Origin of the sequence: Paenibacillus xylanilyticus, assembly GCF_009664365.1 — a bacterium.
Lineage (GTDB): Bacteria > Bacillota > Bacilli > Paenibacillales > Paenibacillaceae > Paenibacillus > Paenibacillus xylanilyticus_A.
The window spans coordinates 4,555,406-4,580,466 of record NZ_CP044310.1 but is presented as its reverse complement, the minus strand read 5'-3'; the positions used below and the strand labels follow the sequence as shown (position 1 = coordinate 4,580,466).

At 48.5% G+C, this 25,061-nt stretch carries 22 protein-coding genes and 3 tRNA genes; 21 read left to right on the top strand and 4 right to left on the bottom strand.

What is annotated here, in order from left to right; all coding sequences use genetic code 11:
- The first annotated feature begins 47 nt into the window (after positions 1–47).
- The 12 genes from F4V51_RS20375 (at position 48) to F4V51_RS20320 (ending at position 15,672) form a co-directional block, all read left to right on the top strand.
- The gene (locus tag F4V51_RS20375; protein WP_153979407.1) at positions 48–1,352 is read left to right on the top strand and encodes a dihydroorotase; all 1,305 of its coding nucleotides are present in this window, start codon (positions 48–50) and stop codon (positions 1,350–1,352) included.
- A gap of 343 nt (positions 1,353–1,695) precedes the next feature.
- Entirely contained in the window at positions 1,696–2,838 is a 1,143-nt protein-coding gene (gene carA / locus F4V51_RS20370; protein ID WP_095359436.1) for a glutamine-hydrolyzing carbamoyl-phosphate synthase small subunit, read from the top strand.
- Between the two features lies 1 nt (position 2,839).
- Positions 2,840–6,058: a carbamoyl-phosphate synthase large subunit gene (gene carB / locus F4V51_RS20365; protein ID WP_153979406.1), complete on the top strand. Its 3,219-nt coding sequence runs from the start codon at positions 2,840–2,842 to the stop codon at positions 6,056–6,058.
- Between the two features lie 101 nt (positions 6,059–6,159).
- Positions 6,160–6,900, top strand: a complete 741-nt coding sequence (gene pyrF, locus F4V51_RS20360) for an orotidine-5'-phosphate decarboxylase (RefSeq protein WP_153979405.1) — start codon at positions 6,160–6,162, stop codon at positions 6,898–6,900.
- Positions 6,897–7,538, top strand: coding sequence for an orotate phosphoribosyltransferase (gene pyrE / locus F4V51_RS20355; RefSeq protein ID WP_110821230.1), 642 nt, complete (start codon positions 6,897–6,899; stop codon positions 7,536–7,538). The genes pyrF and pyrE overlap by 4 nt, the downstream gene beginning before the upstream one ends.
- 272 nt (positions 7,539–7,810) lie before the next feature.
- Positions 7,811–8,752 carry an ABC transporter ATP-binding protein gene (locus F4V51_RS20350; protein ID WP_236146606.1) on the top strand — a complete coding sequence of 314 codons (942 nt, stop codon included), beginning with the start codon at positions 7,811–7,813 and terminating at the stop codon, positions 8,750–8,752.
- Positions 8,715–9,830 (top strand): efflux RND transporter periplasmic adaptor subunit, encoded by a 1,116-nt coding sequence (locus tag F4V51_RS20345; protein ID WP_153979404.1) that lies wholly within the window; start codon positions 8,715–8,717, stop codon positions 9,828–9,830. Before F4V51_RS20350 ends, F4V51_RS20345 begins: the two co-directional genes overlap by 38 nt.
- The gene (locus F4V51_RS20340; protein WP_153979403.1) at positions 9,830–12,754 is read left to right on the top strand and encodes an ABC transporter permease; all 2,925 of its coding nucleotides are present in this window, start codon (positions 9,830–9,832) and stop codon (positions 12,752–12,754) included. The genes F4V51_RS20345 and F4V51_RS20340 overlap by 1 nt, the downstream gene beginning before the upstream one ends.
- 2 nt (positions 12,755–12,756) lie before the next feature.
- Positions 12,757–13,620, top strand: coding sequence for an ABC transporter ATP-binding protein (locus F4V51_RS20335; protein ID WP_127537808.1), 864 nt, complete (start codon positions 12,757–12,759; stop codon positions 13,618–13,620).
- A 20-nt stretch (positions 13,621–13,640) separates the two neighbouring features.
- A complete protein-coding gene (locus F4V51_RS20330) occupies positions 13,641–15,089 on the top strand; it encodes an ABC transporter substrate-binding protein (protein WP_153979402.1) in 1,449 nt (482 codons plus the stop codon).
- 379 nt (positions 15,090–15,468) lie between these two features.
- A tRNA-Met gene (locus F4V51_RS20325) sits at positions 15,469–15,542 on the top strand.
- A gap of 56 nt (positions 15,543–15,598) precedes the next feature.
- Positions 15,599–15,672 (top strand) — tRNA-Ile (locus tag F4V51_RS20320).
- 99 nt (positions 15,673–15,771) lie between these two features.
- Here F4V51_RS20320 and F4V51_RS20315 read toward each other — a convergent pair.
- Positions 15,772–16,443 (bottom strand): SOS response-associated peptidase, encoded by a 672-nt coding sequence (locus F4V51_RS20315; protein WP_153979401.1) that lies wholly within the window; start codon positions 16,441–16,443, stop codon positions 15,772–15,774.
- Positions 16,444–16,710: 267 nt separating this feature from the next.
- On the opposite strand from F4V51_RS20315, the gene F4V51_RS20310 reads away from it, so the two are divergent.
- The 5 genes from F4V51_RS20310 to F4V51_RS20290 all read left to right on the top strand — a co-directional run bounded on the left by F4V51_RS20310 (position 16,711) and on the right by F4V51_RS20290 (position 20,323).
- On the top strand, positions 16,711–17,136 hold the full coding sequence (locus F4V51_RS20310) for a hypothetical protein (protein WP_153979400.1): 426 nt from the start codon (positions 16,711–16,713) through the stop codon (positions 17,134–17,136).
- 197 nt (positions 17,137–17,333) lie between these two features.
- Positions 17,334–18,887: a tetratricopeptide repeat protein gene (locus F4V51_RS20305; protein ID WP_153979399.1), complete on the top strand. Its 1,554-nt coding sequence runs from the start codon at positions 17,334–17,336 to the stop codon at positions 18,885–18,887.
- 38 nt (positions 18,888–18,925) lie between these two features.
- Complete coding sequence (locus tag F4V51_RS20300) at positions 18,926–19,591, top strand: carbon-nitrogen hydrolase family protein (protein WP_201281165.1); 666 nt, start codon at positions 18,926–18,928, stop codon at positions 19,589–19,591.
- Between the two features lie 101 nt (positions 19,592–19,692).
- Positions 19,693–19,818: a sporulation protein YjcZ gene (locus F4V51_RS20295; RefSeq protein WP_095359426.1), complete on the top strand. Its 126-nt coding sequence runs from the start codon at positions 19,693–19,695 to the stop codon at positions 19,816–19,818.
- Positions 19,819–19,993: 175 nt separating this feature from the next.
- The gene (locus tag F4V51_RS20290) at positions 19,994–20,323 is read left to right on the top strand and encodes a DUF1904 family protein (protein WP_095359425.1); all 330 of its coding nucleotides are present in this window, start codon (positions 19,994–19,996) and stop codon (positions 20,321–20,323) included.
- A gap of 109 nt (positions 20,324–20,432) precedes the next feature.
- Here the strand turns inward: F4V51_RS20290 and F4V51_RS20285 are convergent, their stop codons facing one another.
- Positions 20,433–21,233, bottom strand: coding sequence for an MFS transporter (locus F4V51_RS20285; RefSeq protein ID WP_153979398.1), 801 nt, complete (start codon positions 21,231–21,233; stop codon positions 20,433–20,435).
- Between the two features lie 170 nt (positions 21,234–21,403).
- Positions 21,404–21,592 carry a DUF6199 family natural product biosynthesis protein gene (locus F4V51_RS29400; RefSeq protein ID WP_095290179.1) on the bottom strand — a complete coding sequence of 63 codons (189 nt, stop codon included), beginning with the start codon at positions 21,590–21,592 and terminating at the stop codon, positions 21,404–21,406.
- A gap of 290 nt (positions 21,593–21,882) precedes the next feature.
- On the opposite strand from F4V51_RS29400, the gene F4V51_RS20280 reads away from it, so the two are divergent.
- A complete protein-coding gene (locus F4V51_RS20280; RefSeq protein WP_153979397.1) occupies positions 21,883–23,037 on the top strand; it encodes a sensor histidine kinase in 1,155 nt (384 codons plus the stop codon).
- A gap of 119 nt (positions 23,038–23,156) precedes the next feature.
- Positions 23,157–23,642 (top strand): NucA/NucB deoxyribonuclease domain-containing protein, encoded by a 486-nt coding sequence (locus tag F4V51_RS20275; RefSeq protein WP_153979396.1) that lies wholly within the window; start codon positions 23,157–23,159, stop codon positions 23,640–23,642.
- A 79-nt stretch (positions 23,643–23,721) separates the two neighbouring features.
- Here the strand turns inward: F4V51_RS20275 and F4V51_RS20270 are convergent, their stop codons facing one another.
- A complete protein-coding gene (locus F4V51_RS20270; RefSeq protein ID WP_153979395.1) occupies positions 23,722–23,958 on the bottom strand; it encodes a hypothetical protein in 237 nt (78 codons plus the stop codon).
- Positions 23,959–24,187: 229 nt separating this feature from the next.
- Between F4V51_RS20270 and F4V51_RS20265 the strand changes: the two genes are divergently transcribed.
- Together F4V51_RS20265 and F4V51_RS20260 are read left to right on the top strand one after the other, a co-directional pair.
- Positions 24,188–24,646, top strand: coding sequence for a general stress protein (locus tag F4V51_RS20265; protein ID WP_153979394.1), 459 nt, complete (start codon positions 24,188–24,190; stop codon positions 24,644–24,646).
- A gap of 279 nt (positions 24,647–24,925) precedes the next feature.
- Positions 24,926–25,011: transfer RNA gene (locus tag F4V51_RS20260), tRNA-Leu, on the top strand.
- Positions 25,012–25,061 lie beyond the last annotated feature (50 nt).

The window sequence follows — 25,061 nt, the reverse complement described above, 5'->3', positions numbered from 1 at the left end:
TTCGGATCCTCAGGGAATCCGGGTGAGAACCGAAGCGGAGGGCAATTATGCTACAGATTATTAAAAATGCGAATGTTTTGAATGCTCAAGGGGAACTCGAACGGAAAACGATCATTATAAATGAAGGCAAGATCCAAAAGATCGTCGGTGTGGAAGACGAAGCGGTCCTGCAAGCAGAACAATCTGCGCACAGCGTTACGGATGCTTCAGGCAAATTGGTAATTCCGGGCTTGATCGATATGCACGTGCATTTACGTGAACCTGGTTTCGAACACAAAGAGACCATCGAGACAGGTGCCAAGTCAGCGGCCCAAGGTGGTTTTACAACAATCGCCTGCATGCCAAACACAAGACCCGTAACCGATAGTCCGGATGTAGTAAAGTTGGTTCTGAATAAAGCCAAGGAAGCTGATTTGGTAAAAGTTCTGCCGTATGCGGCCATTACCAAAAACGAGCTTGGTCGCGAACTGACTGATTTTGCGGCTTTGAAAGAAGCAGGCGCCATCGGATTCACGGATGACGGCGTAGGCGTGCAGAATGCGCAGATGATGAAAGACGCCATGAGCCTCGCGGCAAGCATGGATATGCCAGTCATCGCTCACTGCGAAGACGACTCTCTGGTTGTAGGTGGATACGTGACTGAAGGAGAATTCTCCAAGCGCCATGGTATCAAAGGCATTCCGAATGAATCCGAAGCGATTCACGTTGGCCGTGATATCCTTCTTGCGGAAGCAACAGGGGTGCACTACCATGTCTGCCACGTAAGTACGGAACAATCCGTTCGCCTGATTCGTCTGGCCAAATCGATCGGCATCAAGGTTACGGCTGAGGTGTGTCCGCATCATCTGGTTCTGTCCGACGAGGACATCCCGGGCATGGATGCCAACTGGAAAATGAACCCGCCACTTCGCTCACCGCGTGATGTGCAGGCTTGCATTGAAGGCTTGCAGGACGGAACGCTGGATATGATCGTAACGGATCATGCGCCGCATAGTGAAGAGGAGAAAGCCAAAGGCATGGAACTGGCACCATTCGGAATCGTTGGATTCGAAACAGCTTTCCCGCTGCTGTACACCAAGTTTGTAGAAACAGGAATTTGGAGCCTGGACTTCCTGGTTAAACGCATGACATCCGATCCGGCACGGGTATTCCGACTGGATACAGGCAGGATGGAAGAGGGAGCACCTGCAGACTTGACCATGATTGATTTGAATCAGGAACAGGCAGTTGACCCTGCGACGTTTGCTACCAAAGGAAGAAACACACCGTTTACAGGCTGGAAGCTGAAAGGCTGGCCGGTACAGACGTGGGTGGATGGCAAGAGCGTATGGGATAACACGGTACAACAGTAAATCAGTAAACAGATGAATGATTAACTCTTTATTTTAACAAATCTTACAACGAACTTGAGGCTGCTTATGCCGAAAGTGTAAACATACGAAACAAGCAACATTGAATGTCATGCTTTTGAACTTGGGAGCCAAAGTAGCACACGCAGTGGACAGAAAAGACCCGAAGAAGCGAAGCGTTCGCCTTTATCCCCGGATTACATCCATTTAAAAAATGGATAAAGAGTAATCTGGGGATAACAGCGATCGAAGGGCTTTCTGTCCACGAAGTCACCGCTACCGTGACGTGCACCCCACGTTCAACGAAATGCATTCAACGTTGATAAACACAGAGGAGTGAAATGGGATGCAGGCACAGGCAAGATTATTGTTGGAAGACGGCACACTGTTCACCGGGAAAGCGTTCGGTGCTGAAGGTGAAACAACAGGTGAGGTCGTTTTTAATACGGGAATTACAGGCTATCAAGAGGTGCTTTCGGATCCTTCTTATTGCGGTCAAATCGTAACCATGACGTATCCGCTGATCGGTAACTACGGCATTACACGTGACGACTTCGAGTCCATCCGTCCATTCGTACATGGTTTCGTAGTTCGCCGTCATGAGACTGTACCGAGCAACTGGCGCGCTGAATACAGCCTGGATGATCTGCTGAAAGAGTACGGCATCGTTGGCATCAGCGAAATTGATACACGCATGTTGACTCGCCGGATTCGTCATCACGGCACAATGAAGGGAATTCTCACAACAGGATCGAAGCCTGTGGAAGAGCTGCTGGAGATGATGGGAGACACAAGCATCGCCGAGCTGCGCAACCAGGTACCTCTGACGTCTACGCAGCATGTGTACAACAGCCCGGGAACGGCTGAGCGTATCGTTCTTGTAGACTACGGTGCAAAAACAGGAATTCTGCGTGAACTGAGCAAGCGCAACTGTGACGTTGTTGTCGTGCCGCATGATGTAACTGCCGAAGAGATTCGCCGTCTTAACCCGGACGGAATTCAGCTGTCCAACGGTCCTGGGGATCCAAAAGATGTACCGCATGCCGTTAAAATGATCAGTGAACTGCTTGGCGAGTATCCGATCTTCGGTATTTGCCTCGGTCATCAACTCTTTGCACTGGCAGCGGGCGCGGATACAGAGAAGCTTAAGTTCGGACACCGCGGTGGTAATCACCCAGTCAAAGAACTGGAGAGCGGACGCTGCTTCATCACATCCCAGAATCACGGTTACACGGTTAACGAAGAGTCAGTGAAAAACACTGAATTGGAAGTTACACACATCAATAATAATGACAAGACCATTGAAGGTCTGAAACATAAAACATTCCCAGCGTTTTCGGTACAATACCACCCGGAAGCAGCGCCAGGTCCTTATGATAACAGCTATCTGTTCGACCGTTTCATCGAAATGATTCGTGAGCACAAAATCACTAACCCGCAAAAGCCGCGTCAAGCCGTATTGGCAGCCGCAGTGAAAGGAGCACAATAACATGCCGATTAACAAAGACCTCAAAAAAATCCTGGTGATTGGTTCCGGTCCAATCGTCATCGGTCAAGCGGCCGAGTTCGACTATGCCGGTACACAGGCTTGCCAGGCACTGAAAGAAGAAGGCGTGGAAGTTGTACTCATTAACAGCAACCCGGCAACCATCATGACCGATACCAACATGGCGGACAAAGTCTACATCGAGCCGATTACACTTGATTTCGTCACTCAGATCATTCGTCAGGAACGCCCAGACGGATTGCTGCCTACGCTTGGCGGTCAAACCGGTTTGAACATGGCGGTGGAACTGGCTCGTGCCGGTGTCCTGGAACGTGAAAATGTGAAATTGCTCGGAACACAGCTGACATCCATCGAGAAAGCGGAAGATCGTGACCTGTTCCGTGATCTGATGCGTGAATTGGAACAGCCTGTACCAGAAAGTGTTATCGTAACGACACTTGAAGAATCCCTTGAGTTTGCAGGAGAGATTGGTTATCCGATTATCGTACGTCCAGCTTATACGCTTGGCGGAACAGGCGGCGGGATCTGTGCGAATGAAGAAGAGCTTCGTGAGACCGTCGCAGCAGGACTTCGCTACAGCCCAATTGGGCAATGTCTGGTCGAGAAGAGTATTGCAGGCATGAAAGAAGTCGAGTATGAAGTTATGCGTGACAAGAACGATAACTGTATCGTAGTCTGCAACATGGAAAACTTCGATCCGGTCGGCGTTCACACAGGTGACAGTATCGTTGTGGCCCCAAGCCAGACGCTGTCTGACCGTGAATATCAGATGCTGCGTTCAGCATCCCTGAAAATCATTCGCGCCCTTAACATTGAAGGTGGATGTAACGTACAGTTCGCCCTGGATCCGCACAGCTTCCAGTACTATGTTATCGAAGTGAATCCGCGGGTAAGCCGCTCCTCGGCGCTGGCTTCCAAAGCAACTGGCTATCCGATTGCAAAAATGGCTGCCAAAATCGCCATGGGTTATACGCTTGATGAGATTGTCAACCCGGTAACAGGCCAAACCTATGCTTGCTTTGAGCCAACACTGGATTATATCGTGAGCAAAATCCCTCGCTGGCCGTTCGACAAGTTCACTTCCGCGAACCGCAAGCTGGGTACACAAATGAAAGCAACAGGCGAGGTTATGGCTATCGGCCGTACCTTTGAAGAGTCGATTCACAAGGCAGTTCGCTCACTCGAGATCGGTGTGCACCGTCTGTACTTGAAAGATGCAGAAACACTGGACGAAGCTACACTTAACGAACGTCTGGTCAAAGCCGATGATGAGCGCATGTTCCTGGTGGCTGAAGCATTCCGCAGAGGTTATACATTGCAACAACTGCAGGATCTGACGAAAATTGACTGGTGGTTCCTGGACAAAATTGAAGGTCTGGTCGGCTTCGAAGATCGTATCCGCGAGGAATCCGAGCTGTCTTCCGAAACGCTGTATCAAGCGAAGCGTCTTGGATTCACGGACCGTGCAATTGCTGAACTGCGTGCTCAAGGTCAACCTGGAAGCACACTGACAACGGAAGCAGAGGTTAGAGCGCGTCGTGACGAGGAGAACCTTCGCCCGGTTTACAAAATGGTTGATACATGTGCAGCAGAGTTTGAAGCAACAACACCATACTACTACTCGACGTACGAAACGGAGAATGAAGTTATCCCTTCGGACAAGAAAAAAGTCGTAGTGCTGGGTTCGGGTCCAATCCGGATCGGTCAAGGGATTGAGTTCGACTACTCCACAGTACACGCAGTATGGGCTTTGCAAAAGGCTGGCTACGAAGCGGTTATTATCAACAATAACCCTGAAACAGTATCCACAGACTTCAATACATCCGATCGTCTGTACTTCGAGCCACTGTTCTTCGAGGATGTCATGAACGTAATTGAGCAGGAACAGCCGGTAGGGGTTATCGTACAGTTCGGTGGTCAAACAGCCATCAACTTGGCAGCACCACTGCGTAATGCAGGTGTAACGATACTCGGAACGGATCTGGAGAGCATTGATGAGGCAGAGGATCGCAAGAAATTCGAACGCCTTCTGTCCCGTTTGGAAATTGCACAGCCGAAAGGTAAAACAGTTACATCCGTAGATGATGCGGTAGAGACGGCACAAAGCCTGGGTTACCCTGTGCTGGTTCGTCCTTCCTATGTACTCGGTGGTCGTGCCATGGAGATTGTATACTCCGATGCGGAATTGCTGACATATATGGAACAGGCGGTTAAAATCAATCCGGAGCATCCGGTACTGATCGACCGTTACATGCTGGGTAAAGAGGTTGAGGTAGACGCCATCTGTGATGGTGAAACGGTACTGGTTCCAGGTATCATGGAACATATCGAACGTGCAGGGGTGCACTCCGGTGACTCTATCGCGGTATATCCGCCACAGCACCTGTCCCAGGATTTGAAAGAAAAAATCGTCGAGATCACAATCAAAATTGCAAAAGAACTCAAAACAGTTGGTCTCGTCAACATCCAGTTCGTTATCCATGATGGCCAAGTGTATGTCATCGAGGTGAACCCGCGTTCATCCCGTACAGTACCTTTCCTGAGCAAAGTAACGAACATTCCAATGGCAAACCTGGCAACACAGGCAATCTTGGGTGTGAAGCTGAAAGACCTGGGGTATGTGGACGGTTTGTGGCCTGAGACGGATCATGTTTCGGTTAAAGTACCGGTATTCTCCTTCGCGAAGCTGCGCCGTGTAGAGCCGACCCTTGGACCAGAGATGAAATCGACAGGCGAAGTTATGGGACGTGACCCGAATTACGCCAAAGCATTGTTCAAAGGTCTCATCGGAGCAGGCATGAAAATTCCGGCTACCGGAGCAATCGTGGTTACGGTTGCCGACAAAGACAAAGAAGAAGCGGTACCATTGCTTGAAGGATTCTACCGACTCGGTTACAAAATCATGGCTACCGGAGGTACGGCAGCTGCACTTGAGGCGGCAAACATTCCGGTAACGACGGTGAAAAAACTGAGCGAAGGTTCGCCGAACATCCTCGATATGATTCGCAGCGGGGAAGCGAACTTCGTGTTCAACACACTGACCAAAGGTAAAACACCGCAGCGTGACGGTTTCCGGATTCGTCGTGAAGCGGTAGAGAACGGCATTGTATGTATGACTTCACTGGATACGATTCGTGCCCTGCTGAGAATGCTGGAAACGATCAATTTCTCCTCCGAAGCCATGCCGGCTTTTGTTGAATAAGTAATCTCTAATGAAGGACATCAGTCAGCCCTTGGGCTGACGGGATGTCCTTTATATCGGGCAAAAAACGGAAAAACAAGCATGTGGAAGGAGCGGATTGGATGAATCACCCTGATTTCAACGAAATGGCTGGCCGTTTAATGGTCGCACTCGATTATCCTAATGCAGAACAAGCGCAGGCACTGGTACAGGCGCTTGAAGGCATTCCATGTTATCTGAAGGTAGGAATGCAGCTGTTCTACGCAGCAGGTCCGGACTTTATCCGGGAGCTGAAAGCAAAAGGGTATTCGGTGTTCCTCGATGTGAAGATGCACGATATCCCCAATACCGTTCGCGGTGGTGCCGAGAGTATCACCCGCCTCGGTGTAGACATGTTCAACGTACACGCAGCAGGCGGTACAAGCATGATGCGTGCTGCACGCGAAGGAGCGGAAGCAGCGCTGGCTGCAGATTCTTCTCTGAACAGGCCGGAAATCATCGCAGTTACCCAGCTCACGAGCACCAGTCAGGAAACAATGAACAGCGAGATTGGCATTGAGGGAAGTGTGGAAGCGGCAGTGGTTCGTTATGCTGGACTGGCTCATGAAGCAGGCCTGGATGGCGTTGTGGCTTCTCCACTTGAGGTGCCGGCCATCCGGGCAGCATGCGGCAGCGATTTTCACACCGTTACTCCGGGAATTCGCCCGGCAGGCAGTGGTCTTGGTGACCAGACACGTGTCCTCACGCCAGGGGAAGCCATCGCCAGAGGCAGCCACTACATTGTTGTAGGCAGACCGATTACAGGTGCGCCCAATCCACGAGAAGCAGCAGAAACCATTTTGAAGGAGATGTTGAACGCATGATCGCACTGAACGAGATTCCTAACCATATTGCATCCCAACTTCTGAAGATTAACGCCGTGGCACTGCGCCCGCAGCAGCCTTTTACCTGGACCTCGGGGATCAAGTCCCCGATCTATTGCGACAACCGTCTGACGATGTCCTATCCAGAGATTCGCAATGACATTGCCGAAGCCTTCGCTGCCATTATTCGTGAACAGTACCCGGATGCAGAAGTCATTGCAGGTACAGCAACCGCAGGTATTCCGCATGCAGCATGGGTAGCTCAGAAGCTGAATCTGCCAATGGCCTACATTCGTGACAAGGCGAAAGGACATGGTAAGGAAAACCTGATTGAAGGCATTATTACCGAAGGCCAAAAAGTGGTTGTTATTGAGGACCTCATTTCTACAGGAGGCAGCTCAATCAAAGCCGCAGAAGCAGTGCGTGCAGCAGGGGCAACACCGCTCGCCGTGCTGGCGATTTTCAGCTATCAGCTGGATAAAGGGGTAAAAGCATTTGAAGAAGCCGGCATTCAGCTGCAAACCCTCTCCAACTATACGGCCCTAATGGACGTGGCATTGGCTCAGGGAACCATCCAGGAGAGTGATTTCGAGCTGCTCAAATCCTGGCGTGAAGATCCTTCTTCATTTGGTAAATAATATCATCTGTGCATCTTGTGCTGTTCGACTTACGAACAGTATCAAAATTGTAATGATTGGCGCTATAGAGGCAAATTCATAGATTTGGCAAGAAGCATCCCACACTCTGGGGTGCTTTTTTCGTTTGTTCATCAAAATATTAACTTTTTCCCCGCTACGTTGTAAAAAGCTTGTAACTTTTAGTTGGGACCGGTCGTTTATAATGCAGTGTAGTATGGAATAGATTTCTAATTTTAGTACCCTTAATGAAATGATTGGGATGTTAAGAAAGGATGAGCGTGATTGCTGGCATGAAGAAATTATTATCCAGGATGAAATCTGCCAAAAGCCAGTCAGGCGAGAAGCATGCAAAAGGGCACACGGAGCAGCAGAACACCGCCGGGCAGGAAGCCTCGGCATACATAAGTGACCCCGATAGTCCTTCCATCGACTCGCAATCCATAGGTGATGGAATAATCCAGGATGAGGTAGCCGTTGCCGCTGCTGAACCTGAAGCGAAGTCCCAGCCCAAGGCAAAAGCCAGCTTACTGCCTCCGTACGACGGACCTGTGCTGGAAGTTCGTAATGTACATCGCAGCTTTCAGACGGGCAGCCGGATTATCCATGTACTCAAAGGCATCGACATGGAAGTCAACCCGCAGCAGCTGGTTATGCTGAAGGGTCGATCAGGCTCGGGCAAAACGACACTGCTCAATATGCTGGGCGGACTGGATCAGCCTTCCAGTGGGGACATACTGTTTTCCGGACAGCCTTTGCAGGATTGGGGTGACCGGAAGCGGACCTCTCTGCGGCGTAAGGAAATCGGTTTTATTTTTCAGGCCTATGCACTGATGCCCTTGCTGTCGGCATGGGAAAATGTTGAGCTGTCATTGCGAATGGCAGATGTGCCTCGCTCGGAATGGAAGGATCGGGTTGGCCATTGTCTTGATCTGGTCGGACTGTCCAAGCGGGTGAAGCACCGGCCGTTCGAGATGTCCGGGGGGGAGCAGCAGCGGGTGGCGATCGCCAAGGCCATTGCGCATAGACCCAGACTGCTGCTTGCGGATGAGCCGACAGCTGAGCTGGATTCCAAAATGGGAGCACAGGTTATGTCCGTATTTCGCAATATTATTGAAGTAGAACAAGTAACCATATGTATGACTACACACGATCCTACGATTTTGGAGGTTGCGGACCATGTTTATGAAATGGCGGACGGCAGATTTATCAAGTAAAGAGGCCGCTCCGAAAAGGGGGAAACGTGCAGCGCTGATTGTAATTGGTGCAATCATGGCTGTAACGATGTCAGGCTGTTCTTTGCTGCCGGCAGAAACAGAGGAAGAAGTGCTTCCACCGATCACGCCGCCTACGATTTCCAAAAAGCCGGAATATGAAGTCCGGACAGAAACGTTGGAAAAAAAGGTTAGCGGCAGCGGTAAAATGATGAGTCAGCGGGAAGAGAAGGTGTATTTCACACTGGACGGTATGCACATCAAGGAACTGAACGTGAAACCGGGGGATAAAGTGAAGAAAGGCCAGCTCCTCGCAGAGCTCGACGTGGAGAGTGTAGAAAAGGAAATTCGGGCCAAAAAGCTGCAGATTCGCAAATCGGAAGTACAAATGAAAGAAACACTTCGTAAACGAGATGAGATGGATCCGGTGGAGTTCGAAGAGGCAACCATTGCATTTGAAGAACTGCGCCAGGAACTGGCTGATCTGGAGGAGCAGTTAGGTAAAGCGACGCTGACCGCTCCGTTCGGAGGAACGATTATTGCGGTTCAGGTGGAGAAAGGTGCAGCAGTCAAAGCCTATGATCCGATTGCAACGATCGCGGATACGTCAAATCTGGTTGTCGCAGCTACATTTGCCAAGGAAGATCTGGAGAAATTCTCGGCTGGCATGAAGGCGGATGTCGACATCAATGGAGCGGGTAAGGTATCCGGCAGAGTTAAAGTGATGCCTGTTGCTGAGGCTGCTGGAAGTGGAAGTGGAAACGGTGGAGATACAGGCGAAGGTGGCACTCCGCCAGTCAAAGAAACCCTCGACAAGTATGTTATCGTCTCCCTGACGAAAATGCCCAAGGGTGTGGAACGCGGAACTCCTCTGTCAGTATCCATTGTGACCCAGCGCACGGAGGATGCGATTGTCATTCCTGTATCGGCGCTGCGCTCCATCGGTTCAAGAACATACGTGCAGGTCGTTGAAAGTGATGGCAGCAAGCGCGAAGTGGACGTTGAAGTGGGGCAGCAGACATCCACGGATGTTGAAATTCTGAAGGGTTTGACCGTTGGACAGAAAGTGGTGGGCCGCTAATGGGGCTGCCATTGCTCAGACTGTTGTTCCGGAAAATGTGGAACACCCGTTGGATGACATTCAGTACATTGATCGGACTGATTGTGGCGGTAGCATTCACCGTCAGTATTCCGATGTATGCCGACGGTGCACTGAAGCGGGTTGTGGCACAGACCTTGCAGGATAACAGTGAGGGGCTGCCTGCAGGTTCGTTGCTTATGAGTTATCAAGCTCCGGGCGGGGTTAAGACAGACACGCTCGGATTAGAAGAAGTGGATCGCTATATTCGGGAGGATGTGCCTCGCGATATCGGTTTTCCATTTCATACGTATGTGAATTCCAGATCCATTCGGAGCACCGAGGTGAATCCGGAGGACCCCACCAAGGTGGATGCCAGCCGGGTTCGGAGCATGACGCTCGGAACGATGAGCGGGCTGGATGCGCAGGTGAATTATACTGCCGGCGTGAAGCCAGGCAATCAAGTGAAGGATGACATTGTTGAAGCGGTTATGCTGGAGGAAGGCATGTACCGGAACGATCTGCACGTCGGTGATATTTTGGAATACCCCGTGTACAGCGGGCTCGATATCACATTGCGTGTCAAAATTACCGGTTCCTTCAAGGCAGATGATCTGAACAGTCCGTATTGGGTTCAGGGATTCGATGGCATGATGAATGGGCTGTATGTGGATGAGTCCGTGTTCAATGATGTGCTGCTGAAGGAAAAAGGAATTCCTCTTCAGAATTCGCGCTGGTATTATGCGTTTGATCTGAAGGAAATCCAAACCAGTCAGCTGCCGGGTCTAACATCCATGCTGGAACGTTTGGATATCGATCTGTACCAGCGGCTCAAGGATACGAAGGTGGATATCACCTTTGGTGATCTGTTGAAGCAATTCCGCAGTCAGAGTCTGCAGCTGCAGACAATGCTGTTTACACTGGCAGCACCGATGATTGCGATGGTTTTTTATTTTATTGCAATGAATGCCAGACAGTCCCTGCAGAAGCAGGAAAGTGACATTGCGGTACTGCGAAGTCGCGGAGCTTCAGCACGGCAAATTTTCTCCCTATACCTGCTGGAGGGTATCTTTTTGGGGGCAATCGCGCTCGTGATTGGTCCAATGCTTGGCTGGTTTATGGCCAAAAGCATTGGGTCAGCCAGTGGGTTTCTGTCGTTCGTGGATCGCAAGTCGATTCCAATTGGTGTGTCCAAAGAAGCCATCCTGCTGGGCCTTGTCGCCGTACTCGTAGCCATTATTGCTTCACTTATTCCGGCAATAACCTATGCACGAGCGACGATTGTTTCGGCCAAGCGACGCCAGGCACGTACGGATCGTGCTCCCATATGGCAGCGTTGGTTCCTCGATATCCTGCTGCTGGGTCTTGCAGGATATGGATACTACCTGTTCTATGAACGTCAGATGCTGACGTTCCAGACGGGTATGACGACAGATCAGCTGCAGGTACAGCCGTTTCTATTCTTTGTACCTGCGCTAGCGATCTTTGCCTTGGGTCTGTTCTTCCTGCGGTTGTTCCCATGGATTCTGAAGCTTATTCAGTGGATTGGGCGCAAATTCCTGCCGGTTCCACTCTACTTGACCCTGACACAGCTATCGCGGTCATCATCGTCTTATTACCCGTTGATGATCCTGCTTGTTTTGACACTCGGGCTTGGTGTGTACAACTCGGCTGCAGCTCGGACCATTGATCTGAACTCCACTGAGCGTACGTTGTACCGATACGGTTCTGACGTCATTATGCAAACGGTATGGGAAGGAACACCTGAGGTCAAACCTGGCGGTTCCGGTCAGAACGGTGGTTCAGGCGGAGGTCAGCAAGGCGGTGGAAACGGTGGCGGAGGTTCTGGTGGCGGTGGTGCTGCCGGAGGCGGCAATGGCGGTGGAGGTGCTCCAGGTGGAGGCGGTGGGAATTCCCAACCATCCAAAGTCATTTACTCCGAACCTCCATTTGAAGTATTCCGCAGACTGGACGGCGTGGAACATGCAGCGAGAGTGCTGCAGACGAAAGGGAATATCATTGTATCCGGTAAATCCGGCGGCCAGGGTATGCTGGTCGGGATTGATAATGTGGATTTTGCTCAGGTGGCGTGGTTCCGTAACGACCTGTTCCCGGCACATCCATATAAGTATCTTGACTTGTTAGGCAAGTATGAAGGGGCTGTGTTGATCTCATCCAAATTTGCGGACAAGTTCAAGCTCAAAACTGGAGATCTGATCTCTATTGGCGTTCAGGGCCAGGCCATTGAATTCGTGGTTTTCGGCATTATCCCATACTGGCCTGCACAGTATCCGGACCAGACGCCATTCTTCGTGGCCAATCTGGACTATATCTATGATCAGGTACCGCTGATTCCGTATGAGGTCTGGTTGAAAATGGAACCTGATGCCAAGGTGGCTCCATTAATGGAGAAGCTTGCAGCAGAGGGCATTGAGCTATCTTCCGTACGCGATGTACGTACAGAATTGGTATCCCAAGGCAAACATCCGTCGCGTGGCGGTGTGTTCGGGATTCTGAGTCTGGGCTTCCTGGTCTCGGTCATCATATCCCTGATTGGGTACATCCTGTATTGGTTCTTTAACCTGTCAGGCCGTGTTGTCCAGTTCGGTGTATTAAGAGCCATGGGATTATCACGTGCACAGCTGAGCGGAATGCTGCTCCTGGAACAAGTCTTCACGGCAGGCCTTTCCATTTTGCTCGGCATCGGAATTGGTCAGGTATCCAGTCGTCTGTTCCTGCCATTCTTACAAACGACAGATAATGTATCTGCACAAGTACCTCCGTTCCGGATTGTATTTGAACAACAAGATATGCTGCAGCTGTACGGCGTGACTGTGGTCATGCTGATTGTTGGAGCAACGATGCTGCTGTGGCAGATTCGCAGATTGCGGGTTCACCAGGCTGTCAAAATGGGAGAGGAGAGGTAAACGTGATCCAATGCGAAGGACTCGTGAAAATTTTTAAATCCAGCGATGTGGAAGTCGTTGCCCTTCAAGGTCTCAACCTGACTGTCAATCAAGGTGAAATGATGGCGATCATCGGCAACAGCGGCAGCGGTAAATCCACATTGCTCAACATTCTGGGAGGACTGGACCGTCCAACGGCTGGTACTGCGGTTGTTGGAGACTGGGATTTGCTGAAAATGACAGACGCCCAGCTAGTAGAGTACAAACGTCATACCGTAGGCTTTATCTGGCAAAATAACGGGCGTAACCTGCTGCCTTATCTAACGGCACTGGAGAATGTGGAAACACCCATGATTCTTGGCGGCAAACGTGATCGCGCATACGCGATGCAGCTGCTGGAATGGGTTGGGCTGAAGGATCGGATGCACAACAAGCTGCATCAATTATCCGGAGGGGAGCAGCAGCGGGTGGCTATAGCCATCTCGCTCTCCAATCGTCCCAAGATTCTGCTTGCTGATGAGCCAACAGGCTCGGTCGATTCCGAGACTTGTGATACGATCATGAACATTTTTCGCAAAATGAACAAGGAACTGGGCGTCACGATCGTTATTGTTACCCATGATCTGACGCTTGCCGGCAAAGTGGACCGTATTGTAGCAATACGTGATGGCTTGACGAGCACCGAGTTTGTGAAACGGAATCCGAACCTGGATGACGAACATGGATTATCTGAAGCGGGAGCACCGGATATCCATGAGGCCTTTGTCATCATTGACCGGGCGGGACGCCTTCAGGTACCCAAAGAGTATTTGGAGGCCTTGGCTATTGACAACAGGGCAACATTGGAATTTGACGGTGAGCGTATTGTGATTACACCGCCAAGATAAATTTGAGGGGGAATTGGGAGATGAAGAACAGGTTTTGGGGAAAACGTGTGCTTGCTGTGCTGGCTACAGCCAGTCTGGCATTGCCGCTGATTGCAGGCTGTACAGCTAGTGAGGCCAAGGATACAGAGCAGCGTGTATTGCGTGTGGCTACATTGTGGGGAAGCCAGGATGACAGCTATTTCCGTCAGCAGTTTACAGATGCATTTGAATTGACACACCCGAATATAACGATTGAAGTGGTGGCTGCAGTAGATCAGGGCAGCATGTATGGCTATGGAACTCAGGAAGAACAACAGGAAATGCCAGATAGTCTGGAAAACATGAAGAAAATCATGACTGGCGATAATCCTGTGGATGTCGTTGTGGCTGACACGGCTACGCTTAAATCGCTCATCCAGGAGAATATGGTGAAACAGCTGGACCCACTGATTCAGGAGGATAAATTCGATACCAGCGATATTGTGCCAAGTGTTATTGAAGGCATCAAGGATCTGGGAGATCAGAGCATCTATGCGCTGACACCGACCTTCTCCTCGTCAGCACTGTTCTATAACAAGGCAATGTTCCAAAAAGCAGGCGTAGAGCCACCTACAGATAACATGACGTGGGATGATATTTTCAACCTGGCAACACGTCTGACCAAAGGTGAAGGAAAAGATCACGAATTCGGGTTCTCATTCTCCACGTACCAGGGTGGTTCGCCTTACTACACCATGCAGCAATATTACAGCGCTCTGCAATTGAAGATCTTTGATGACAAAGCAGAGAAAATGACCGTAGATTCGCCGCAATGGGAGAAAGTATGGAGTACCATCAGCAAGCTTGCTATTGATAAAGTGATCCCTAAAGGAGACGAACCTCAGGATCAGGATCCGAACGGACGTTATAACCCGCTTCAAGGTGATCTGTTCCTGAGCAGCAAGGCTGCTATGGTTATTGGGGATTACAGTTACATCAACCAATTAATTGACGCAAACAAAAATGCAGATAAAATGGAAGGCTTCACCAAGGTGGACTGGGACGTGGTAACCCCTCCGGTACATCCGGAAGCGCCTGAAATTGGTGGTAATATCTATCTCAGCAGTCTGATGGCGATTAATAGTTCCGCTCAAAATCCGGATGATGCCTGGGAATTGATCAAATATATGAACAGTGAAGATTGGGCTAAGATTAAGGCACGCAGCAGCTATGAGATGGTATCCCGCAAAAGCTTCATTAAACCGAAGGACGGTTTGGATTACAATATCCAGGCGTTCTATACGTTGAAGCCTGTGCCTCCTACCAATACCAATCTGGATAATCTGTATCAAAAAATGCCGAGCCTCTGGCAAGTGAGCGAGAAAGGCATGGAATACTTCACTCAGGTGCTTGAGAACAAGAAGACGCCAAAAGAAGCACTTGGTGAGTGGGCAGCCAAAGGGAATGAAATGTTAGAGAAGTTAAAGAAAGATCCCAAGGCCACGTTTTAAGCCTTAACAAGGAAGTAGGCAGTTCCGATATTGGCATAGACCAAATAGTCGCTGGAGTTTTTAACCTCTGGCGGCTATTTTTTTGGGAAATGGGGTATTCTACAATCAGCAGAGATGAATCATAACTCCGGAAAGGAAGAGAAGGATGCGCTGGGTATATTTCAGCAAGCTATATGCAACTAAATTTCAAGCAGGGTGTCTTGCTAAACGTATGGAGCAGGACGGGTGGATTTACGGTCATAATGAGCCAGCAGAAGTGGAAGTATATCGTTCAAAAAGAGGAAGATATGGCGTTCGTTTTATTCCCTGACATTACCCCTTGACTTATTAGGTTGGGATAGTGTATATTAATTAAGTCGCTGTTTTAATATTTTACTGACGCGGGGTGGAGCAGCCCGGTAGCTCGTCGGGCTCATAACCCGAAGGCCGCAGGTTCAAATCCTGCCCCCGCAATTTAGTTTTACTTGGATGATTCACAGCCATCATCTGCACGTTATACATTATGTCTAGGGCCCTTAGCTCAGTTGGTTAGAGCGGTCGGCTCATAACCGATTGGTCGGGGGTTCGAGTCCCTCAGGGCCCATTCTCTTAAAACCCTTGCGCAGCAAGGGTTTTTTTCTGTCCTATTTTGCAAGTATTGTTTTTCATGTGGCGATTAACTTATAGAAAAGGGTGGCTATTGCTAGTCAACTTCCTTCAACAGTGCTTCCGAATTGTTTTTGACATTCCCTACATCTCTGGACACCTTATAGGCCCTCATTTCGGAAGCCTTATACGGTTTCAGAAGCGCGAGCAGGGAAGGAACATCGTTATGATTTCGGTTCAGCCATTCTTCTTCATCCTGTGGGTGCAGAATAACCGGCATCCGATTGTGTATGTCTGCCATCAATTCGTTTGGTTCAGTAGTAATAATGGTGCATGTGCTCAATTTGTTGCCTTCGGAATCTTCCCAAGTGTCGTATAATCCAGCGAGAGAGAAGATCTGTTCGTCCTTCATCAGAATACGGAGAGGCTGATTATGCGTCCCTTCCTTCTTCCACTCATAAAAGCCATTCGTGGGAATAATGCAGCGTCTGGAGCTGATGAGGCGTTTAAATGAAGGCTTTGTGTCCAATGTCTCTGCCCGTGCGTTGATCATTTTATTTCCGATCTTGTCGTCTTTGGCCCACGTAGGGACGAGGCCCCAGCGGAGGGAACCCAGACGGTTTCCTTGTTTGCTTCCAATGATGGCTGGGATATACTGCATGGGTGCAGCATTATAATTGGGTTGATATTCGTAGTCATCACTTATGGATGCCATGTACCTGTCCATTAATTCCTCTAAAGGGTCCGTTATGGTAAATCTGCCGCACATAAGAGTCACCTCCTAAACTGTCATTATCATATTTAATCATACTATCAAGGGATTAAACACGGTAAAAATTAGATGAGCCGGACGGCTGTCTGGTCTTCGCTCAAAACGATCATGGAACATCCTCCTGAACCGTTTCAAATGCGGGTCTGATCAAGGTGGAAGCAGTACATGATGAGGTGCCTTTTTTTTTCAGAAATCCTTGTCTGTCCATGCCATTTCTATCATCTCGCATATACTATCCTATTCCAACCATAGGAGGTAGATTTCATGAGTCAATTTATTGATGCGAGAACCTCGCAGAATGCCAGCTTGGCTAACTCCATAGCTGTTCCTATTCTTGTGGTAAATACGCCGCAATTGTTTGGACAGATTGGTTTGGTGACGACAGCCGGCATGGGAGCGAATCCGCGTGTGCAGATGAAAGGTACGGTATCCGTGCAGCTTCCCTTGGCACTCGTTGGAATCACAATTACGGTAGTGCGTGGTACCGCACCAACGGATCCGATTGTTTACTCCGCAACGTCCACGTTCAACTTGAGCGTTCTGGCACCTCAGGTTATTACGTTCTCCGCGGATGATTACAACCCGCCAGTTCTTCCGCAACTGACGTACACCGCTTTTATCAGCTCGAACTTGCTGGGTACCATTCGTGTAGGTCCGGAGAACTTTGATGGAGCATTGTACTCCGACTAATCGTGTACCTGCTTGCTGAAGTTCAATAGAGCTTTTAAATGATGACCGAGACTGAAAAAGTTTGGGGTCATCACTGCCTGCCTGATAAGGTAGGCTTTTTTTATAAATGGGGAAGTACTGAATTTCTCGGGTTGTGTCAGGCTTATGATATAATGAAAACCAATGAATTTATGGACAGAAAGCGGGTTTTAGATGACATGATTGAAAATGATGGACAGCGCTTCCGTTTCAGTGAGGCTCCAGTATGGGAATGGCAGCGAGCGTATTATGAGCAGCAAGGGCTGCAGGCCTGGACGGATAATCAGGTTCCGCAATACATTACAAGTAATCCCATGATTGCGACTGCATACGCGGAAGTGATCTTTGGTTTCCTTCAAGACTTGGCCGCTAAGGGACAGACATCAGAGACGGTAACCATTCTTGAGCTAGGTGCTGGCGTAGGACGCTTGGCTTTTCAAATTGTGACCAAACTATGCGAGCTCAGGGACTATGCTGCAACAACGCTGCCATCCTTTCGTTATGTAATGACGGATCTTGCTGCTGACAATGTTACGGGGTGGAGGAATCATCCGTCCATGCAACCACTGATCGAGCAGGGATTGCTTGATTTTGCACAATTTGATGCCATGCAGGACACGGAATTAAATTTGACGGTAGCGGGTACGGTTATTCGCCAGGGTGAGCTGGGTCAGCCCATACTGATTATTGCCAACTACTTCTTTGATAGTATTCCTCAAGAATTGATATATGTTGGTGAAGGGCAGATCTTCGAATGTGACGTTATGATATCGAATGCCGGCGTTTCAACGAATCTTCAGCCTAATGAAATGTTGAAAAACATGGAGCTGAGTTATGTGTATCGTCCGGCACCGGAGTACAGTAAACCGGACTTTCCGTATCGAGATGTCATATCGCTATATCAGGAAGAACTGGAAGACTCCCATATTTTGTTCCCGGCCGCGGGACTTGCTTGCCTGGAACGGCTGGAGACATTATCCCAATCCGGGTTTGTGCTAATTACAGCTGATAAAGGGGATCATCGACTGGATCATTGGAAATTTGCGGAGCCGCCTGAATTTGTTCTCCATGGCAGCTTCTCGTTGACGGCGAACTATCATGCCATTCAACATGTTTTTGAGCAGCGCGGAGCGCATGTTCGTTTTACATCACATCATTACAAAGATCTGAATATCGGATGTATGTTGATGGTAGAAGAGCCAATGAGCTACGTAAATATAAGACTGGCCTATCTGCGAGAGATTGAGCGTTTTGGACCAGACGACTTTTTCAGTATAAAAGAATGGTTCGACCATCAGCTAAGCAGAATGGAACTCAAGCAGCTGTTGCCCTTTTGGCGTTTGGGCAGGTATGATGCCGAATTTTTGATACATAGTGCCCAGAGAATCTCTGATCTTCTTCCTGAGGCAAGTGATGAAGAGATGTTGGATATCCAGCATGGAATTCAGATAATGTGGTCCTCCTATTACACAATGGAACATATGGGGGATATTGCATTTCTAGCAGGGCAATTGCTGAATGAAATGGGGATGTATGAAGACGCGAAACATTTTCTTGAGCTTGCTCTGGAAGCAGATGGAGTGAAGGGCAGTTCGGCAGTATTATACGATTTGGCCGTGTGCTGTTATGAGCTGGAGCTCGAAAACGAAGCCCTGAACTACACCCGAGAAGTACTTGTGATGGAGCCTGATCATGAAGAAGCACGTTCGCTGCTTCAAAGTTTGGAAAGCTGATCGTTTATACTTTTATTCATGAATGGGGGACACGCGAGATGAAAATCCTGATTGGACAACCGAAACTGGAGCCAGCCCTTAACCAATTGGAAAGGGAACTTAGATCCAACCCTGATGTGGATATTGTGCTGTATCCAGAGGGTTATCTGAATCAGAATGTGGAAGAAGCCTGTAGGTTGGCTGCAACGTATGAAACGATGATTGTGTCCGGACACCGCAGATTGGATGAGAAACCCAAGGATCGAGCCATCATTATGAATAAGGCAGGAGACATCGTGCTTGAAAAGGCTAAATACACACCTGCCACTACGGTTGAGGAGGATGGCTGGGTTATCGGTACTCTGTTGTGTGACGAATTGGTGCGGCAGGGTTTTCGTAAGGAGTCTGATGGGCAGATTCATCTGATCATGCATTCCATCGGTGTTGGGATGTTCAGTGAGGAGCAATATGCGGAATGGCTGGAGGAGGCTAGGCAAATTGCGATTGCACAGCAGTGTGTGATCATGGGGACAAGCCATGCTGATGGAGCTTATCGGGACTCGGACATTAGCATTCCAATAGCCTACTGCATCGCTCCGAGTGGCGATATTTTGATCGAATCGAGAGACGATACTCGGACCCGAATTGTTGACCTGAAGTCAGTGAGGACGGGGCAGGACTGGATGGCAGCTGACTTGAATATCAGTGTATTTTGCCTGGAATAGTTAATTCGGATTGGGCGTAGCGGATTGGGGATATGCCCGGTCAATCGTGCTGAATTGGCATATGTTATGGCATACCTTGAAATTCAAAGGAGGCCAATCAAATGAGTCAAGTTGGATACGGTTGTAACAATGTTGGTGGAGTAGGATACGGTATGTGTACTTCTACTGCTGCAATTCTGGTACTCTTCATTCTGCTCGTCATCATCACGAAATCGTTCTGGTGTTAATTCGTACCTTGTAACAGAATGGAAGGATCATTCAAGGCCCTGCTGAGATCTCAGCGGGGCCTTTCCTAAGTAGATAAGAGAAGTCAGCAGTATCAGCGAGCCATGCATTTGACAAGCGAAAACAATGTGCTTAAAATCACATAAGAGACTAAATTTAGAGATTGAAGGGATCGTAATGCCGTTTATTCGCTTTAGAGGATTCACAGGTCATCAATTGGAGGAAACTGTCCCCCGGATTACGGAGCAGATGGCTCTCATTTGTAATATTCCCCGAGAAAGATTGAAGGCAGAGCGTTATGATGTACAAGCTCTCACCCCATCTCCAGCCTCGATTGAGATCCTGATGTTCCAGCGTGATCAGGAAATTCACAATCGCATTGCATCTTCCATCCATGGTATTCTGGCAGACGAAGGCCTTTCTGATGCACATATTTTCTTCAACATCCTGTCCCCGACTTTATATTACAAGCAAGGCAAGCCGCTCACCGATTACCCGTTAGATTAGATAATGAACCGACCAGTGCATATGGTTAAAAAGTAGGCTGTTCCGCCAATGTTCGGAACAGCCTGGGACGAGCAGAGATCTGCTCGTCTTTTAATTTATTCCCAAATGCTTACGCTCGGATCGAGCGGCGCTGCTGGCGTGCTTGAATTACTCCGGAAGAAAATATAAATGAAAGAACTAGCACGGCTCCTCCGATGAGATAGACCAGCCAGATTCCCGACTCATCCGCAACCCATTCAAACAAGAGGGCAGACACGCCGAAGGCTCCAGTCAATAACAGACCATCCCGGAGGACATTTCGTTTAGGACGTTCAAGATGTCTGAGGTCTTCCTTTTTAGCAGTGTCGTCCAATAGTAAACCGATGGCGACCATAAGCGTCAAGCTGGCCCATGACATGGCTGCAGCCGTCCAGAATGTCGTTAAAGCTCCCCAGTGACTGACAACCAAACCGGCTATCGCATATCCAACAATGGCTGCAGTTTGGCAGGAGAAGGATATCAGGCGTTTCGTTTTTACGAGCTCTTCGTCTAGTACAACAAGGCGAGGGGTAATGGTATCAAGCACCAGAGACTCCCAGCCCTCCAGTAAGGAAAGAACGGCGATAACGGCCAGTAAGACCGGGATATGTAAAGTCAGGTAAGTAAGTGATATGGCAATGCCGGTGAATATTAGCGTCTTTGCTGCAGGAATGCCAATAAGCAGTTTGGTCACCGCGAAACGTCCCACAAGCCAGGGAGAGCTTAAGGCGGATGCAATTCGTGCCATCATCTGAATGAAAGGAAATAGTGCAGCATAGAGCACAGATCCAGTCTGTCCATAGACCAGTAATGTGATCACCATGATATATAATACATCAATAAAGGATAGGAATGTCTTTGCAGCCCAGTATGGGTAGAATATGATGTTCATGCATAGATGCCCTTTCTAGGTTCATATATATTCAGTACTTGGCTGAATAACAATACTAATAGTAAAGGGATGGAGGGCAATGCACCACAAATAAAATTATCATTTTTTGTTCATTGATAGCCCAAAAAGCAGTGATCCAGATGGACAACTGCTTCATAAGTATATGCTCTTCAAGCTGATGCGAGTGTAAAAGCAATAATCAGCATAACCAAACTAGTCAAGCGGGTGAACGTCATATAAGGCTTACTGGGTTCGGACTCTCCTCTGGAAATCCATCCATAACGGAGATACCATCCGAATTTGGGAAAACAGAGATTGATAATGCAAAGTGTCATGAAAATAAAAAAGAGGGTTCTCATGCCCGATCTTCCTTCCTTGTTTGCATGACCCGGATTGAAATTAACGACGTCTGCGTCTAGTGAAGAAATATAATACCAGAATAACAATAATAACAATCAACAGAAATTTCATGATGTGTTCCTCCTGACGGATTGGTGTGAGTTAAGCGTATTTTACCCACAAACCACATCATTTGAATAATGTGTTACAATTAAATATATTGATTTCGATTGATCCAAGACCCATTTGTTATCATTCTAATTATATATTTATTTGATGCAACGGACCACAAGAAAACAGGAGGGGAAGCATGAGCATCCAAAATAAGCACTCCATACCCATTCAGTGGGAGTTTTTAATATCCAAGCTTAAATCTTCCGTAACTGTGGTCGATGCAACTTCATCAGAGCAGCCATTGATATATGTCAATGAACAGTTCACTGCTCTGACAGGATATACCTTTGAAGAAGTCGTTGGACAGAACTGCCGATTCCTTCAGGGCAGGGACACGGATCCCGAAACTGTAAGCCAAATTCGTAAGGCGCTTAATCGGCAGGAGTCCATTAAAATTGATATTTTGAACTATACCAAAAGTGGTCAACCATTCTGGAACGAATTGAACATTGATCCTATATTTGATGATGAGGGACAGTGTCTCTTCTTTGTTGGCATCCAATATGACATCTCTGAACGGAAATATGCCGAAGAGCAGCTTCGCAGGGCGGCCAGGATGGCGGAGATGAACAGCAGGGGACACCTGGAGTTTATCGGAAAATTAAATCATGAACTGCGCACACCGCTCAATGGAATTATGGGCATGATCGAGTTAACGAGCATGGGTGAAATCAGTGAGGAGCAGGAAGAATACTTGGACCTTGCCCGTCAGTCTGGTGAAGCCCTGCTCAATATTGTGAATAACAGTCTCGACATGGCGAAGCTCGGGCGCGGCAAGATGCAAGTTGAACAGATCGAATTTCAGCCCCTCAAGCTCATTCAACAGATCGTTAGAACGCACGAGCCTGCGGCTGAACAGAAGAAGGTTCAATTGCGCTGTCAGGCCGATATGCAGGTACCGGATGTTTTGGTCGGGGATCCGCTGCGTCTGCGTCAGGTACTGGATAACCTGTTGAGCAATGCGATCAAGTTCACAGAGCAAGGTGAAGTGTTACTGCAGCTTGATGTGAAGGAGCAGCACGGCGACTCCATTACCTTGTTATTTACCGTAAGTGATACGGGAATCGGGATTCCTGAGGAGAAGTTACATCAATTATTTGAGGCATTCACCCAGACAGATGTGTCTCATGCCCGCAGATTTGGTGGCAGTGGACTGGGATTGGCCATCTGTAAGGAACTGCTTGAATTGATGCAGGGGGACATTGCTGTAGAGAGTGTACCAGGGCAGGGAACGCATTTCCATGTGACACTACCCCTGTTAAGGCAGCAGGTTATCCCGCATGTGGGATAACAAGCGGTTCATAAGAATAAACGGGAAGAAGACAGTTCGTGGTATTACGGACTGTCTTTTTGGTATTGTTTCACGAACGAACGTTCTGGTATAATGCAAGAGGGAACGGGGGAGACAGCATGAAGAGGAAGCGCACAAGGAAGAAGAAAAACAAAGGCTGGAGCAATCTGAAGAAATCGTTTATTACGCTGGTAACGCTGGTGGTTCTGGCTGTCTTTGCCTGGTATGAGGGAGAATTGCCGCTGGATCTGCCATCCCCGTTTAAAGGGAGCAGTCAGGGTGTGGATCACACCATCACCTTTCCCTCTGATCGGTATCCGGAGACGGCGAAGCATATCAAGGACGCCATCAAGGCAGGGCACTCGGATGTATGCACGATTGATCGTGAGGGCGCAGAAGCCAATCGTGACCTGTCACTCAAGGGTGTACCCGTGAAGAAAGGGAAGGATCGGGATGAGTGGCCCATGGCCATGTGTGCTGAAGGCGGGTCAAATGCAGATATCGAGTACATTACGCCCAAGGACAACCGCGGAGCGGGTTCATGGGTTGGCAATCAGCTGAGTACATATCCGGATGGAACACGGGTAAAGTTTGTTGTGAAGTAGCTTAAAAATTTAGACCCATAGAACAAACCAAAAACCAGACCCGAGAGGGTCTGGTTTTTGGTTTTAATCAGCGATAGAGCTATAGATCTGCAATACTCAACTGCAGGCCCTTCATATGATGGGAACGGATACTCAGTAGGCGGGTAACCTGCTCAACCTCATCAAAAGGAATCCAAAGGTTTCCCTGGACCGTACGCAGGGTAAGAATGGATGAGTCAGCAGAACGCTCGGGAAATCCGGTCACCGTCTGACCGCTGTTATTGCGAACAACAATTTGTTGATTACGACGAATGGCAATTTCTACCTCTTTTTTCATAAGACATTGCTCCTGGTTATGAGATGGTTGCTTAATATGTCAATAATTTCAATGGTTAATTTGGCTTCTTTATCTAGTCTATCAGAACTAGGTATGGATTTCCAGAAAAGAAATAAATCTTTCAGGTTTAGGTGAATTGACTTATGAAATAGATAGTTTGATTAAAGCCTTGATGCCAAGACGGATTAACGTTTTGGGTTATAACATGTCCTAATAGGGAGGGAACGGAATGACACAATTATTGGTTGGACTGGTTCAAACGGAGAACGAAGCGATTATCATGCTTAATAAGCTCAAGGAAGCAGGGTTAGAAGCGGAAGCGATGGGGGTTGTGGCGAAGGAGCATTTGGATCTTGATTTGATCAGCGAAAAGGCAGGTCTGGACAAACCGTTGAAGGGTGCTGGTACAAATGGTGCATTCGGCGTCTTCAAGGGTGTACTCGCAGCATTGGGAAAACGCATGGATCAGACGATCTCTGCAGGCAAAGCGGTTCGCCGACTGGCTGGTAATGAAATTGGAGGAGAAACGGATGATCTCGTTCTTACTCTGGCAGAAGCCGGCATTGCTGAAGAGGATGCTCAGTATTATGAGCAGTGGCTTCTTGAGGATCACTTCCTTATCGTGGTGGAATGCAGTGAGGAGGATGCTGCCCGCATTGCACCGATTGTGAAGGGGGAAGATGCGTAGAACAAGGTTCTTGCAACTTTTTAGTTTAATTTAAGCCTGATTTTAGGTTTCTTTAATGTTGGGGCGGTATTATGATCTCACACCTCCCTTAATATAGATGGTTTATAGAAAGTCCGGGACCGCAACTCGGACTTTCTAGGCACTGCCAGCTGACGCTGGTAGTGCCTTTTCACTTTTTTTATGGTCGTATTAAAAAAAATAAATTATATGTTGCATAATGTTCAATCCTATGATAAGATATTTCTTGTCGCCTCAAGTGATGAAGTAATACATACATATGCCGGGGTGGCGGAATTGGCAGACGCACAGGACTTAAAATCCTGCGGTAGGTGACTACCGTACCGGTTCGATCCCGGTCCTCGGCATCCTTAAAAGATCGCATGACGCTTGTTGAACAAGCTGTCGGTGCGATCTT

Coding starts and splice junctions, on each gene's coding strand:
- F4V51_RS20375 (WP_153979407.1), top strand. CDS start 48: ATGCTACAGATTATTAAAAATGCGAATGTTTTGAATGCTCAAGGGGAA.
- carA (WP_095359436.1), top strand. CDS start 1,696: ATGCAGGCACAGGCAAGATTATTGTTGGAAGACGGCACACTGTTCACC.
- carB (WP_153979406.1), top strand. CDS start 2,840: ATGCCGATTAACAAAGACCTCAAAAAAATCCTGGTGATTGGTTCCGGT.
- pyrF (WP_153979405.1), top strand. CDS start 6,160: ATGAATCACCCTGATTTCAACGAAATGGCTGGCCGTTTAATGGTCGCA.
- pyrE (WP_110821230.1), top strand. CDS start 6,897: ATGATCGCACTGAACGAGATTCCTAACCATATTGCATCCCAACTTCTG.
- F4V51_RS20350 (WP_236146606.1), top strand. CDS start 7,811: ATGAGCGTGATTGCTGGCATGAAGAAATTATTATCCAGGATGAAATCT.
- F4V51_RS20345 (WP_153979404.1), top strand. CDS start 8,715: ATGTTTATGAAATGGCGGACGGCAGATTTATCAAGTAAAGAGGCCGCT.
- F4V51_RS20340 (WP_153979403.1), top strand. CDS start 9,830: ATGGGGCTGCCATTGCTCAGACTGTTGTTCCGGAAAATGTGGAACACC.
- F4V51_RS20330 (WP_153979402.1), top strand. CDS start 13,641: ATGAAGAACAGGTTTTGGGGAAAACGTGTGCTTGCTGTGCTGGCTACA.
- F4V51_RS20315 (WP_153979401.1), bottom strand. CDS start 16,443: ATGTGCGGCAGATTTACCATAACGGACCCTTTAGAGGAATTAATGGAC.
- F4V51_RS20310 (WP_153979400.1), top strand. CDS start 16,711: ATGAGTCAATTTATTGATGCGAGAACCTCGCAGAATGCCAGCTTGGCT.
- F4V51_RS20305 (WP_153979399.1), top strand. CDS start 17,334: ATGATTGAAAATGATGGACAGCGCTTCCGTTTCAGTGAGGCTCCAGTA.
- F4V51_RS20300 (WP_201281165.1), top strand. CDS start 18,926: ATGAAAATCCTGATTGGACAACCGAAACTGGAGCCAGCCCTTAACCAA.
- F4V51_RS20295 (WP_095359426.1), top strand. CDS start 19,693: ATGAGTCAAGTTGGATACGGTTGTAACAATGTTGGTGGAGTAGGATAC.
- F4V51_RS20290 (WP_095359425.1), top strand. CDS start 19,994: ATGCCGTTTATTCGCTTTAGAGGATTCACAGGTCATCAATTGGAGGAA.
- F4V51_RS20285 (WP_153979398.1), bottom strand. CDS start 21,233: ATGAACATCATATTCTACCCATACTGGGCTGCAAAGACATTCCTATCC.
- F4V51_RS29400 (WP_095290179.1), bottom strand. CDS start 21,592: ATGAGAACCCTCTTTTTTATTTTCATGACACTTTGCATTATCAATCTC.
- F4V51_RS20280 (WP_153979397.1), top strand. CDS start 21,883: ATGAGCATCCAAAATAAGCACTCCATACCCATTCAGTGGGAGTTTTTA.
- F4V51_RS20275 (WP_153979396.1), top strand. CDS start 23,157: ATGAAGAGGAAGCGCACAAGGAAGAAGAAAAACAAAGGCTGGAGCAAT.
- F4V51_RS20270 (WP_153979395.1), bottom strand. CDS start 23,958: ATGAAAAAAGAGGTAGAAATTGCCATTCGTCGTAATCAACAAATTGTT.
- F4V51_RS20265 (WP_153979394.1), top strand. CDS start 24,188: ATGACACAATTATTGGTTGGACTGGTTCAAACGGAGAACGAAGCGATT.